The 12,329-nt window shown below is 69.9% G+C and carries 13 protein-coding genes; 6 read left to right on the top strand and 7 right to left on the bottom strand.

Features of this window, described 5'->3' with window-relative positions; genetic code table 11:
- Positions 1-36 precede the first annotated feature (36 nt).
- The 4 genes from AWQ68_RS40780 to AWQ68_RS13400 form a co-directional block, all read right to left on the bottom strand.
- The gene (locus AWQ68_RS40780) at positions 37-432 is read right to left on the bottom strand and encodes a thiol-disulfide oxidoreductase DCC family protein (RefSeq protein WP_084463970.1); all 396 of its coding nucleotides are present in this window, start codon (positions 430-432) and stop codon (positions 37-39) included.
- A gap of 108 nt (positions 433-540) precedes the next feature.
- A complete protein-coding gene (locus AWQ68_RS13390; protein ID WP_066939938.1) occupies positions 541-1,374 on the bottom strand; it encodes an isocitrate lyase/PEP mutase family protein in 834 nt (277 codons plus the stop codon).
- A gap of 178 nt (positions 1,375-1,552) precedes the next feature.
- A complete protein-coding gene (locus AWQ68_RS13395) occupies positions 1,553-2,767 on the bottom strand; it encodes a sensor histidine kinase (protein WP_066939941.1) in 1,215 nt (404 codons plus the stop codon).
- Positions 2,767-3,420, bottom strand: coding sequence for a response regulator transcription factor (locus AWQ68_RS13400; RefSeq protein ID WP_066939944.1), 654 nt, complete (start codon positions 3,418-3,420; stop codon positions 2,767-2,769). The genes AWQ68_RS13395 and AWQ68_RS13400 overlap by 1 nt, the downstream gene beginning before the upstream one ends.
- 269 nt (positions 3,421-3,689) lie before the next feature.
- Here AWQ68_RS13400 and AWQ68_RS13405 point away from each other — a divergent pair, with 269 nt between their 5' ends.
- The 5 genes from AWQ68_RS13405 to AWQ68_RS13425 all read left to right on the top strand — a co-directional run bounded on the left by AWQ68_RS13405 (position 3,690) and on the right by AWQ68_RS13425 (position 9,152).
- Complete coding sequence (locus AWQ68_RS13405) at positions 3,690-4,238, top strand: hypothetical protein (protein ID WP_157545266.1); 549 nt, start codon at positions 3,690-3,692, stop codon at positions 4,236-4,238.
- Positions 4,235-5,371: a peptidoglycan-binding protein gene (locus AWQ68_RS13410; RefSeq protein WP_084463944.1), complete on the top strand. Its 1,137-nt coding sequence runs from the start codon at positions 4,235-4,237 to the stop codon at positions 5,369-5,371. Before AWQ68_RS13405 ends, AWQ68_RS13410 begins: the two co-directional genes overlap by 4 nt.
- Positions 5,368-6,105, top strand: coding sequence for an ABC transporter ATP-binding protein (locus tag AWQ68_RS13415; protein ID WP_084463945.1), 738 nt, complete (start codon positions 5,368-5,370; stop codon positions 6,103-6,105). Before AWQ68_RS13410 ends, AWQ68_RS13415 begins: the two co-directional genes overlap by 4 nt.
- Positions 6,102-7,313, top strand: coding sequence for an ABC transporter permease (locus AWQ68_RS13420; RefSeq protein ID WP_066939950.1), 1,212 nt, complete (start codon positions 6,102-6,104; stop codon positions 7,311-7,313). Before AWQ68_RS13415 ends, AWQ68_RS13420 begins: the two co-directional genes overlap by 4 nt.
- A gap of 342 nt (positions 7,314-7,655) precedes the next feature.
- The gene (locus AWQ68_RS13425; protein WP_218006868.1) at positions 7,656-9,152 is read left to right on the top strand and encodes an alpha/beta hydrolase; all 1,497 of its coding nucleotides are present in this window, start codon (positions 7,656-7,658) and stop codon (positions 9,150-9,152) included.
- Between the two features lie 217 nt (positions 9,153-9,369).
- Here the strand turns inward: AWQ68_RS13425 and AWQ68_RS13430 are convergent, their stop codons facing one another.
- A complete protein-coding gene (locus AWQ68_RS13430) occupies positions 9,370-10,230 on the bottom strand; it encodes a MinD/ParA family ATP-binding protein (RefSeq protein ID WP_066939953.1) in 861 nt (286 codons plus the stop codon).
- Between the two features lie 571 nt (positions 10,231-10,801).
- On the opposite strand from AWQ68_RS13430, the gene AWQ68_RS13435 reads away from it, so the two are divergent.
- Complete coding sequence (locus tag AWQ68_RS13435) at positions 10,802-11,326, top strand: Imm21 family immunity protein (RefSeq protein ID WP_066939956.1); 525 nt, start codon at positions 10,802-10,804, stop codon at positions 11,324-11,326.
- A 184-nt stretch (positions 11,327-11,510) separates the two neighbouring features.
- Here AWQ68_RS13435 and AWQ68_RS13440 read toward each other — a convergent pair whose 3' ends face one another.
- Together AWQ68_RS13440 and AWQ68_RS13445 are read right to left on the bottom strand one after the other, a co-directional pair.
- Entirely contained in the window at positions 11,511-11,801 is a 291-nt protein-coding gene (locus AWQ68_RS13440) for a hypothetical protein (protein WP_066939959.1), read from the bottom strand.
- A gap of 34 nt (positions 11,802-11,835) precedes the next feature.
- Positions 11,836-12,288: a carboxymuconolactone decarboxylase family protein gene (locus tag AWQ68_RS13445; RefSeq protein WP_066939962.1), complete on the bottom strand. Its 453-nt coding sequence runs from the start codon at positions 12,286-12,288 to the stop codon at positions 11,836-11,838.
- Positions 12,289-12,329 lie beyond the last annotated feature (41 nt).

Genomic DNA, 12,329 nt, shown 5'->3' on the forward strand with positions numbered 1-12,329 from the left:
GTACGGCGCGGCGCCGCGGGCGCGGGGGCCGCGGGGTCAACCGCTCCGACGCTCGTCGGCGGACAGGACGCACATCGGGGTGCCGCCGGGGAGACGGTGCCGGTTGTCGGCGATGAGCCGGTACGCCCCGTGGGCCAGCCACCGGAAGGGCGGGACGCGCAGGAGCAGCCCCAGGGGTGACCACGGCAGTCCCGCCGCGATGAGGATCTTGGCCACCGCCTGGGCCCCGCCGTATATGCGGCCCCTGGTGTCCACCCAGAGCAGCTCGTACTCCGCCCGCTCCCGGGTGGTGCCGAGCCCGGCCAGGTCGGTGAACTGCCAGGCCCGAACATCGGCGGGAACATTCATGCGCCGCTCGATGAAGTTCGCCGCGGTGGTGCAGAAACCGCAGTCCCCGTCATAGACGATCAAGGATCTACCCACAACCCCCATCATGCCGTACGCCCCGGAAAGGCCCACGGAGACCGGCGATCAGACGACTTCCGGGGAATCACTTCACGGCCATCCCGCAGCCGCTCGCCGCGCATGCCATGCGGACGGTCAGGTGGTCGCCAGCAGTGCGTTGATCTCGGCGTAGGTGAGGCCGTCGGTCAGCGTGGTGTAGGTGCCGCTGCCGAGCAGTTCAAGGGCCGCCCTCCTGGCGACCGCGTAGGCCGCCTGGGCGACGGAGCTGCCCAGGCTGATCCGCGCGACACCCCGCTCCGCCAGCGCCGCCACATCGGGTGCGCCCGGCCCGGCGAGCACGTTCACCGGTACGGCCGCCTTCTCGACGAAGGCCGCGATCGTCGAGAGGTCGGCGAGACCGGGGATGAAGACGCCGTCGGCGCCGGCCACGATGTAGGCCGCGGCACGGGCCAGCGTCTCGTCAAAGCGGGTGTCGGGGTCGCCCACCGAAAGGAGGTACGTGTCGACGCGCGCGTTGACGAACAACGGAACCCCGCTCTCGTCCGCGGCCCGGCGAGCGGCGCCGATCCGGGCCGCCTGCTCCTGGACCGGCCGCAGCGGCGTCGGCCCGTCGTGGTGGGCGTCTTCCAGGTTGACCCCCACGGCGCCGGCCTCAAGCACGGCTCGCACGGTATCCGCGACCCCGTCGGCGTCGTCGGCGTACCCGGCCTCGATGTCGGCGGTCACGGGGACGTCCACGGCCGCCGCGACGCGTGCGATGAGGTCGAGGGCGCGGCGGCGGTCCAACCGGTTGCCATCTGAGGCACCGAGGCTCCAGGCCACCCCCGCGCTGGTGGTGGCGATGGCGGAAGCCCCGGCGGCTTCGACGATGCGCGCGCTGGCGGCGTCCCAGGCGTTGGCGAGCAGCAACGGACTGCCCGCGACGTGCAGGGAACGGAACAGCTGGGCCTTCTCAACGTGAGTCGTCATGGTGAGAGTCCACCAGTTCGCGCCGCACGGGGTCTAGCGGATTTCGGACATCACCGCAGGCCGACCCCGTGGGCGACGGCGTGCTCCTCGACGTCGACCGATGCGTGCGCGCCGTACGGTCCGAGTACGCGTGCTTCGACGGCCGGCTCTCTTCGCGCCAGAGCTGTCATCCGCACCGTCACGGGAAGGTGACGGTTACCGTGAGGCCGCCCTCGGCTCTGGGGGTCGCGGTGACGGCGGCGTCGTGGGCGGTGGCGATGGCGTGGACGATGGACAGACCGAGGCCCAGCCCGTCCGGGTGCCCCGTGCGGGCCGTGCCGAGGCGTTGGAAGGGCTGGAAGAGGCGTTCGACGGCGTCAGGGGGCACCAGGGGGCCCGAGTTACTGATCGTGAGTACGGCGTGGCCGTCCACGGTCCGGGTCTCCACCTCTACCCAGCCGGGCAAGGTGTTGTGGCACAGCGCGTTGTCCACCAGGTTCGCGACCAGGCGTTCGGCGAGAGGGCGGTGACCGGCCGCCGGGGCGGCGCCGAACGACTGGCGGATCGCCACACCCCGCCGGCGGGCTTCCGCGCGGCGGTCGTCCACGACATCTCCGCCGAGCCGGGCCAGGTCGAAGGCATGGCGGGCCTCGATGCCCGCCTGTCCGCGGCTCAGCGTGAGCAACGCCTCGATCAGGCGTTCCTGTTGGACTCCGGCGGCGAGGATCTCCTCGTGCGCCTCCCGTAGCGACTCCACAGTGGGCATGGGGTCGGAGAGGGCGACCTGGCCGAGCGCCCGCTGCCGGGTCAGCGGGGTGCGGAGCTCGTGAGAGGCGTTGGCGACGAACTGGCGCTGGGCCTGGAAGGACGCCTCCAACCGGGCCAGCAGGCCGTCGAAGGTGTCGCCCAGCGCCTTGATCTCGTCGGCGGGGCCGTCGAAGGCCAGGCGCCGGTGCAGGTCCGTCGCCGAGATCTCTCGGGCGGTCGCGATGATCGTACGGAGCCTGCGCAGGATGCGTCCGGCGACGACCCAGCCGAGCACCACCGAGATCACCGACATGAGGGCGAGCGCGAGCGCGGAATTGATCAGGAGCTGGTCCAGCGCCTCGGCCCGCTGGAGCTTCAGGACCTGCTGAAACTGGGCGGGGAGCAGCTCGACCGAGCGCGACTTGCCGGGCGGCGGCATGCCCGGAGAGGGAATGGGGGCGTTGTCCGGCGCGGGGATGAAGCTCTTGACCACCTGCCCCATGACCGCGTGGCGCACCAACACGTACGTGATCGCCAGCAAGGTGGCGCCGGAGACCAGAAACAGGCCTCCGTACAGAAGGGTCAGCCGCAGCCGCACGGTACGGCGGGGCAGGTGTGAACGGGCCAGGCGGCCGGCGAGCCGCGTGAAGGCCGACAGGAACGCCATCAGACGCGGTAACCGCGCCTGGCGACGGTCTCGATGATCGGTGGATCGCCGAGCTTGGTCCTGAGCCTGCTGACGGTGATCTTCACGGCATTCGTGAACGGGTCGGCGTTCTCGTCCCAGACCCGTTCGAGCAGTTCCTCGGTGGAGACCACCCGGCCCTTGGAGGCCAGCAGCAGTTCCAGCACACCGAACTCCTTGGGGGTCAGCTCCAGCGGCCGATCGCCTCGGCTGACCCGGCGCCGCGCGGTGTCAAGCGCGAGATCACCGTGGCGCAGCACAGGGGGCACCGCGGGATGGGCGCGACGAGCCAGCGCGCCGATCCGCGCCACCAGCGCGGGGAAGTCGAACGGCTTGGTGAGGTAGTCGTCGGCGCCCAGGCCAAGACCGTCGACCAGGTCCTCGGTCGTCGCCGCCGCGGTCAGCATCAGCACCCGGCTGCGGCAGCCCGCCTCGAGCAGTCGCGCGCACACGTCGTCGCCGTGTATCCCCGGCAGGTCGCGGTCGAGCACGATCACGTCGTAGTCGTTGAACAGCGCCCGCTCCAGCCCGCTGGGCCCGTCGAGCGCCACGTCCACGGCCATCTGGGCTCTGCGCAGGCCTACAGCCACCGTCCGCGCGGTCACCTCGTCGTCCTCCACCACGAGCACGCGCACCCACGGCTCCCTCCGCCGGGACAGATCATCTCCGCCAGCATCCTCCTCCCCCGGTTTCGGCGGCGTTTCATCCGCGGGTCAGGGGCGGTGAAACCGCGCCGAAACCGCAGCTCCCCTACAAACGATCGCATTCCACCAGACGCACCCTCTCGGCCCCGCGCGTACGGGCCGTCGGGACAAGAACCTCACCGGACGTGATGGAGAGCGACATGCGAAGCGTTGCAGGTACGAATACACGTGGGAAAGGCCGCGTGCGGCGGGACGGCGTGATGGCCGTCGTGTTGGCGTCCGTCGCGCTGACCACCGCGCTGACCACCGCCGCCTGTTCCGGCGACGAGGGGCCGGCCAGGACCGTCGCGTCCGCGGCGCCCCAGGCAGGCGGCGCGAAGTCCCCGGACGCGACCGCCACCGAGGGTGACGCGCTGGCCTTCGCCCGGTGCATGCGGGAGAACGGCATGCCGGACTTCCCCGACCCCAAGCCCGAGAAGGGCCTCGCCTTCTCGCCGGAGTTGGCCGACTCCCCGCAGTTCAAGGCGGCGGAGAAGAGCTGCGCGCGGTTCCAACCGCCGGCCCCGGACCGGCCACCCATGCCCGACGAGTCCTGGCCCGTGTCGGACAAGCTGAAGTACGCCGCGTGCATGCGGGAGAACGGCGTGCCGAGCTTCCCCGACCCCGACGACAACGGCGGGTTCATCTTCCCGCAGAACGGCACCGTGGACCCCGCCTCGGAGCAGTTCAAGAAGGCGGAGGGGGCCTGTAAGCAGCACCAGCCGCGGAACATGCCGGAGCCGGGGCAGATGAAGGGCGGCACCTCGTGAGTGCCGCCCAGACGATGGACGCCGGCCCGGCGAGCGCGAAGGGTCGGCGTCCGCGCTGCGGTCGGCTCGGCCGGCTCGTGGTGGTCCTCGTGGGCGGGGCCGTGATCGCGGCCGGTACGCGGTTCGCGCTGTCCGGACCGCTCGCCACCGGGACCAAGGAGACGCCGGCCCAGACCGCGGCCACGACGGCGCTGGCACAGGTGACCAGGGGGACTTTGTCGGCCAGGACGATGGAGAACGGCACGCTCGGCTACGCGGGCGACTATCAGGTGGTCAACAAGGCCGGCGGCACCGTGACCGGGCTGCCCGCGGTGGGCCGGGTCGTCCCCCAGGGCCGGGTGCTCTACCACGTGGACGGCAAGCCCGTGGTGTTGCTGCGCGGTGAGGTCCCGATCTACCGCGACCTGTCCTGGGGCACGCAGGGCACCGACGTACGGCAACTGAACACCGCGCTGGTGGATCTCGGATACGCCGCCGAAGGCGAGCTCGACCCCGGTTCCGATTACTTCGGACGGCGGACCTACTACGCGCTCAAGGAACTGCAGGAGGCGGTGGGACTGGAGCGGACAGGGACCCTGACACTGGGCCAGGCGGTGTTCGTGCCCGCCGGGCGGATCCGCGTCACCAAGGTCATGGCGGTGCGCGGTGGCATGGCGGCGACCGGGTCCGTGGTGCTGCGGGCCTCGTCGACGGCCCGCCGGATCACCGTCGAACTGAACGCGAGCCGGCAGTCGCAGGTCGCGACCGGCGACAAGGTGACCATCACGCTGCCCAATGGCACGACCACCCCCGGCGTGGTCTCCTCGGTAGGCAAGGTGGCCGTCAAAGCGGACAGCGGCACCACCGTCGAGGTTCGCGTCAAACCGCTCAAGCCGCAGGCGACGGGACGGCTCGACCAGGCGCCCGTGCACGTGTCCATCGTGACCGACACGGTCGAGGACGTGCTGTCGGTGCCGGTGAACGCGCTGCTGGCGCTGGCCGGAGGCGGCTACGCGGTCGAGGCCGTGGAGGCGGACGGCAGGCACCGGCTGATCCGGGTGGAGACCGGGCTGTTCGACGACAGCGCCGGCACGGTCGAAGTCGCCGGTGACGGCCTGGCGGCCGGTCAGAACATCGTGGTGCCGGGCACATGACCGGCGTTCAGGCGGAACCGCGGCCGCTCGGCGACCGGCAGGGCGGCGAGCCGGTGCTCCGGCTTGAGCGGGTGACCAAGATCTATCCCGGCGCCACCCCGGTGGTGGCTCTCGCCGAGGCCACCTTCACCGTACGGCGGGGCGAACTGGTCGCCATCGTGGGCCCGTCGGGCTCGGGCAAGTCGACCCTGTTGCAGGTGATGGGCACCCTGGACCGGCCCACCTCCGGGACGGTCCACATCGTGGGCGACGATGTCGCGCGCATGTCCGACCGGGCACTGGCCGGGCTTCGCGCGTCCCGGATCGGCTTCGTCTTCCAGCAGTTCTTCCTGGCCCAGCACGCCACCGCGCTGGAGAACGTGGCCGACGGGATGCTGTATTCGGGCGCCCGGCACCGGACGCGGACACGGGCCGCCGCAACCGCCCTGGAGCGAGTCGGGCTCGGCCATCGCCTCCGCCACCGGCCGCCGGAGCTGTCGGGCGGTGAACGGCAGCGCGTGGCGATCGCCCGTGCGCTGGCCGGCGACCCGGACATCGTGCTGGCGGACGAACCGACCGGGAACCTCGACAGCGCCTCCGGGAACGCGATCTTCGCTCTGTTGCGGGAGCTCAACGCCGAAGGCGCCACCATCATCATGATCACTCACGATCGGGAGCTGGCCGCGCGACTGCCCCGCCGCATCGAGGTTCTCGACGGCCGCGTCGTCGCCGACACGCGAAGGGACCGGCCATGACGCCCCCTCACCACGACGGGGCGGCCCCCGGCCGGCTGCACCCGGCCGACCTGGCCCGCACCGCCGTCGTCGGCCTGCGTACCCGTCCCATGCGCGCCGCCCTGTCCGCCCTCGGCATCGCGATCGGCGTCGCCGCGATGGTGGCGGTGCTCGGCCTGTCGGCCTCCTCGCAGGCCGGGCTGCTGGCCGAGATCGACAAGCTCGGCACCAACCTGCTGACCGTCACCCCCGGCCAGACCATGGGCGGCGCCGACGCCAGGCTGCCCATGGACGCCCCGGCGATGATCGCCAGGATCGGTCCGGTGGACATGGTCGAACACACCGGGAAGGTGGCGGCGAGCGCCTACCGCAGCCCGCACATCCCGAGCCTCAACACCAACTCGATCAGCGTCCACGCCGCCAGCTTGAACCTGCCCGCGGCGGTACGCGCCGCCGTCGCCCAAGGTCGCTACCTCAACGCCGCCACGGCCGAGCAACCGGTCGCGGTGCTCGGTGCGGACGCCGCCGCCCGCCTGGGCATCGCCGGGATCCACCCGGACGCGCGCATCTGGGTCGGCGGCCAGTGGTTCTACCTGGCCGGAATACTCAACCGGGCCGCGCTGACCCCCGAGATCGACTCCTCGGTGCTGGTCGGATACCCGGCCGCGCGGAAGTACCTGAATTTCGACGGCCATCCGTCCAGGGTGTACGTGCGCGCCCAGACCGAGCAGGTGAGCGACGTGCAGAAGGTGCTCGCCGCCACGGCCAATCCGCGCAACCCCGGTGAGGTAGGCGTCAGCCGCCCCTCGGCCGCCCTGGTGGCCCGCGCCGCGGCACAGTCGGCGCTGGGCGGCCTCATTCTCGGCCTCGGCGCGGTCGCCCTACTCGTGGGCGGCATCGGCGTGGCCAACACCATGGTCGTCTCCGTGCTGGAACGCCGGTCGGAAATCGGGCTCAGGCGCGCGCTCGGCGCGACCAAGGGACATGTACGGCTGCAGTTCCTGTCCGAGGCGATCCTGCTCGCCGCGCTCGGCGGGGCCGCCGGAGTGGTCATCGGGGTGGCGGCCACGGCGGTCTATGCCCATGTCAAGGCGTGGGCGACCGTGGTGCCATCACTCGCCTGGGGCGGCGGGCTCGGCGCGGCCGTCGCCATCGGAGCCGTCGCGGGGCTTCTCCCCGCGCTGTGCGCCGCCCGTATGCAACCCACGGAGGCGCTCAGGACCGTCTGAGCCCACCGCCCCGACCGCCACCCGGCGCCGCGGACGAACAGCGCGGCACCGGGCAGCCTTGGCATGCCTTGTGACCAGGCAGAACGCCCTGGCAGAGCTCGGCCGCCGCCGGACGCGCATGAAACTCTCCCGAAACCGCCGCTCCCGTATACCTGTCAGCTGTCGAGTTCGGCATCCGTCAAGCCGCAACGGCCACGACCGCAATTCGCGCGTGATGCCGCCCTTCGTTGCCGAACTCCTGATCCCCCGGCGAAAGGACGCCCAGTGAGGCTACGAGTCCACGAACATCATTCCTCCACCAGGTCTCGCACCGATCGCCTGACCGCCCTTCTCGGTGCCGCGTTGATCCTGGCAGCGGGCACGGCCGTCCCGGCCCACGCCACGTCCACGAAGAGCAAGATCAACTGGCATGCCTGCGAGGACGCCAGGGCGGTGGTCGAGTGCGCGACCATCAAGGTGCCGCTCGACTGGTCCCACCCGAATGGTCAGACCATCAAGATCGGCCTGGCCCGCCGCAAGGCCACCAAGCCGAGCGCCCGCATCGGCTCCATCCTCATGGACCCGGGCGGCCCCGGAGTCTCCGGTGTCGACGAGGTCAAGCGGAAGCCGAACCTGTTCACCTCGGCTGTCAGCGAGCGCTTCGACGTGATCAGCTTCGACCCACGCGGTGTCAACACCAGCACCCCGGTCAGGTGCGCCACGGAATTGATCTTCCAGGCGGACGAGGCCAAAAGGCGGGCCAGCCGGAGCGCGGCCGACTTCGCCGCCCTCAGACGCGCCAACCAGAAGCTCAGCCGGAACTGCCGCAAGCTCACCGGCCCGCTGTACGACCACCTCGACAACCTGCACGTCATCCGGGACATCGACGCCATCAGGACCGCCCTGGGCGAAGACAAGATCACCCAGGTGGGGTACTCCTACGGCACCCTCATGATCCAGCAGTACGCCGAGAAGTTCCCCCAGCACGTGCGAGCCCTGGCCGCCGACGGCAACGTGGACCGCAGCCTGCGATCCGTGTGGGACTTCCTGGACGGCCAGACTGCGGCGATGGAGAAGGCCTTCGTCCAGTGGGCGGACTGGTGCGACAAGACCTCCGACTGCGCCCTGTACGGAATGGACGCCAAGAATGTCTACGGTGTCCTCCGCGAGCGTGCCAAGAGCGGGAAGCTTGTGGACCCGGCCACCGGTATGAAGGTCGACTTCGGCATGCTGACCGGGAGAGCCCAGGCCGTCAGCGCGCCGGAGTACTGGAAGGATCTGGCCACGCTCTTCAAGTCGCTGCACGACGGCACGGATTCATCCTCATCCTCGCCTTCGCCGACGTCGCAGCAGCCCGACCTGCCCGAAACCATGACCTACCCGCGGCAGGGGATGTGGTGCCAGGACTGGACCTTCGAGATCAAGAACTACACCGAGCTCAAGAGCACCATCGCGCGGCTGTCCAAGCGCTACCCCAACGTCGAATGGAACCCCAACGCCACCGACGGCGCGCTGGACTGCGTGGGATGGCAAGGCAAGACCACCAACCCCCAAAGACCCCTGAGGGTGAAGGACGGCCTGCCGCTGGTCATGATCGGCAACCTCAATGACCCCGCGAGCGTGTACGCCTGGTCCAAGAACTCCGCCAAGCAGAGCGGAGCCTCCCTCGTGACCTACGAAGGCTTCGGGCACACCATCTACCCCTCCACCGTCGCCTTCGGACCGAGCACCTGCATCAACGACGTGATCGACGCCTTCCTCATCGACCTCAAGACACCCAAGGAGGGCACCAGCTGCCCGGCCATCGAAGTACCGGGCGAAGGCACCAAGCCGACACCCCGCCCCGCCTCGACAAGCTGAGCCCCTGCCCTCCCCCGCCGCTGCTGGGAGCCTTCGCCCATGGCAAGATCACTGGCTATCGGTGTGACGCCGACGACAAGTGCACAGACCCGGGCCTGGACAAGGCTCTCGCCCTGCTCAAATAGCGAGCAGCACCGCCGAGGAGGCGGAGAGTGGCCGTCGGTCAACGGGACCTGGCCCGGTTCCGAACGCGGAACCGGGCTTCGCCGCCCCTCTGTCAGTCGGCGACCACGGTCTCGCCCGGATGAACGACTTCGTCGTCGAGCTCGGATGGGTGGAAAAACTCTGACGGCGATGGAGTGGCGGGCTCCTCATGCTCGTCCAATGGATGGCTCTGCGGCGAGAAGGCCGCGCCCACCGTGGCGGCGAGGGTCAGGTAGGCCTCGTACGTCGCGGGATTCAGCCGGTCCAGCTCGACTTCGGAGTCCTCCTCCAGGTGCGGGTCGAACGGAACGCTGATCACGGTGCGGCAGCGCTCGCCGAAGTGGCGGCGCAGTGCGTCCGTGTCCACGGTGGACCTGCTCTCGTGGCGCACACCCGACAGGACCACGGTCGCCGATCGCGCCAGTTCGGCACGACCGTGGGCTTCCAGCCAGTCGAGGGTCGCACCGGCCGACCGGGCGGCGGCCACGGAGGGAACAGTCACCAGCACGATCTGGTGGGCCAACTCCAGGGTCGCGGACATGGCCGAATGCAGGAGGCCGGTGCCGCAGTCAGTGATGCAGATCGAGTAGTAGTACTCCAACAGCGTGGCGACGGCCCGGTAGTCGTCGGCACTGAACGCCTTGGAGACGGCCGGGTCACGGGACGATGCCAGGATCTCCAGCCTGCTCGACGCCGACTGCGACGTGAACGCGCGGACGTCGGCGTACCGCGGCTTGTCCATCGCGACGAACTTGGTGAGGAGGTCGCGGACGGTCGCGGTCGTCTCGAGTCGCACCCGGTCCGAGAGGGTTCCGCGGTCCGGGTTGGCGTCCAACGCGATGACGCGGTCGCCTCTGACGCTGCTGAGCATCGCCCCCATCCCCACGGCCGTGGTGGTCTTACCGACGCCGCCTTTGAGGCTGAGCACCGCCACGCGATGATGGCCACCTGCCACCGGCGTCCGCGCGAGGCCGATCAGACGGCGACGGTGCACCTCTTCCGGTGACTCGCCGGGACGGACAATCCCTCCGGTGACCTGGTAGAGCATGCGACGCCAGCCACCCGCGGGGGCGGCGTGTCGCCGGGGCCGGAGAAGAAGCTCGGGGGTGAGAAGGTCCGTCGGAGTGGCGCTGTCTCCGTCTTCCGGCACCGCCGATCCCGCTACTGAGCCTGATACCTGATCGTGGACCACAGCGACCTCCCCGATGATTACCTGTGTGAATCCCGGGCTCACCCGCGCACAGAGGCGAAGGATCGACCGGCTCCGTACCCTGTCGCGGCCGGTCGACAGCAGCAGGGCCGTGGAACTCCCGCTGAAATCGGCCGCAGACAGCCTTGATCTCAGGTCGCGTCCTACACGACACACATACGCTACGAAATCCACCTATATGACTACTAGCTGTGACATGTAAGCTTCGTGGAGATCGCCGATAACGATCCGCCGCGAGCAGGCATCGCCCGTACGGCGTCGATCTCCCGGCTCCTCCACGCGTACGCTGACCGCCATGCCGGGAACCGTCCCAAGGCAGGCGAAAGCGGCTGCCACCGCATGGGTGGCCACCTTGGGTGGCCCGCACATCCTCGTCCCCGAATCAGCGTGCCGGCACTGGCAGGGCGCACCGATGGACGATTCCGAAGGCGAGGGGGACTATGGCCGCGCGTGCTCAGTCGAGGGCTACATCGGGTTGATCGATGTCGGACCGGCACAGGCTCTGGTCCTTGGCGACGAGCCAAGCGACACGACGTACATACCTGAACGGAAGGCCGTCGTCCGATGGGTCGGCGGGAACTCCGTGGATGACCTCGTGGACGCGGCCGTCGAGATCATCGACTCAGCGGCGATTCCAGACGACGAAGAACTCATCTGGACGGTTCGCGAGCCGTTGATCCTCTTCGATTCCGCCTTCAGTCACAAGGAACTCGCCTCAGAGAAGCATCTGCGGATCGAACTCACACCAGGGCGATACACGGTCCGCGCAGCCTACGTGAACCGCCCGAATGCCTGCATGATCCTCATCCGCTTCACCTGAGGATGAAGCGCACGCCACACGTCTCACCTTGGGACAGGTGGCGCCGGCCGGCGCATCGCGCGGCAGGTGGAACCTGGGGGTCGCGCGACCCCCAGGGCCGGTCGGTGGGCTCCTGCGGCGGCCTCGGCGCCGGACGCCACGTGAAGGTCGCCGAGATGTCGGCGCTGAAGACGATCAGCGAGTCTCAGCGCTCGTCGACGACCTGGCCGTTCAGGGCGATGCCGTCCTTGGTGAAGGCCATGGTCAGCGGCGCCTCCGGGAAGGTGGGGAGGGCGGCGAGCGCGGCGCCCATCTGCTCGGCGGTCTCCCAGTGCCAGGTGTCGGTGTAGGCGCCGTCCTCGAGTTGGATCAGCACGACGTGGGTGAGCCCGGGGTGCCCCTCCCGGACGGTCGCGATCAGCGAGCTCCGGCGGGCCAGGAACTCCTCCAGGTCGGCATCGGCGACGGAGTAACGGTGCGAGCGGACGACGGACATGTCGGTGTCTCCTTGTGCGTGGGGGGTTCGCGGCTTACCAGCTGCCGGCGACCTGGCGGATCGGGGCGTTCAGGCGGTTGAAGAGGTTGGTGACGGCGGTCATCAGCAGGATCGACGCCAGCTGCCGCTCGTCGAAGTGGTCGGCGGCGTTGTTCCAGACGTCGTCGGGGACGGCGTCGGCGCGGTCGGCCAGCCGGGTCGAGGCCTCGGCCAGCTCCAGCGCGGCCCGCTCGGCATCCGTGTAGTACGGAGCCTCGCGCCACGCGGCGACCAGGCCGATGCGCTCGTCGCTCTCGCCGAGCTTGCGCAGGTTCTTCAGGCCGGCGTCGACGCAGAAGCTGCAGCCGTTGATCTGGCTGATCCGCAGGTGGATCATCTCCATGAGCTCCTGGGGGAGACCCTGCGACTGAGCGGCCTTGATCAGCTCCATGATCGGCTTCATCGCGGCGGGGATGATCGTGGCGGGGTTCTTCATCCGGGCTTCCATCGTGCTTCCTTCCGTCTCGGTTCGTGTGAGATCAGAGTGGC

Source organism: Microtetraspora fusca (genome assembly GCF_001570365.1).
GTDB classification, from domain to species: Bacteria; Actinomycetota; Actinomycetes; order Streptosporangiales; family Streptosporangiaceae; genus Microtetraspora; species Microtetraspora fusca.

Excerpts from the sequence above, each read along its gene's own strand:
- AWQ68_RS40780 (WP_084463970.1), bottom strand. The coding sequence starts at position 432 with ATGGGGGTTGTGGGTAGATCCTTGATCGTCTATGACGGGGACTGCGGT.
- AWQ68_RS13390 (WP_066939938.1), bottom strand. The coding sequence starts at position 1,374 with ATGACGACTCACGTTGAGAAGGCCCAGCTGTTCCGTTCCCTGCACGTC.
- AWQ68_RS13395 (WP_066939941.1), bottom strand. The coding sequence starts at position 2,767 with ATGGCGTTCCTGTCGGCCTTCACGCGGCTCGCCGGCCGCCTGGCCCGT.
- AWQ68_RS13405 (WP_157545266.1), top strand. The coding sequence starts at position 3,690 with ATGGCCGTCGTGTTGGCGTCCGTCGCGCTGACCACCGCGCTGACCACC.
- AWQ68_RS13415 (WP_084463945.1), top strand. The coding sequence starts at position 5,368 with ATGACCGGCGTTCAGGCGGAACCGCGGCCGCTCGGCGACCGGCAGGGC.
- AWQ68_RS13420 (WP_066939950.1), top strand. The coding sequence starts at position 6,102 with ATGACGCCCCCTCACCACGACGGGGCGGCCCCCGGCCGGCTGCACCCG.
- AWQ68_RS13435 (WP_066939956.1), top strand. The coding sequence starts at position 10,802 with ATGCCGGGAACCGTCCCAAGGCAGGCGAAAGCGGCTGCCACCGCATGG.
- AWQ68_RS13440 (WP_066939959.1), bottom strand. The coding sequence starts at position 11,801 with ATGTCCGTCGTCCGCTCGCACCGTTACTCCGTCGCCGATGCCGACCTG.
- AWQ68_RS13445 (WP_066939962.1), bottom strand. The coding sequence starts at position 12,288 with ATGGAAGCCCGGATGAAGAACCCCGCCACGATCATCCCCGCCGCGATG.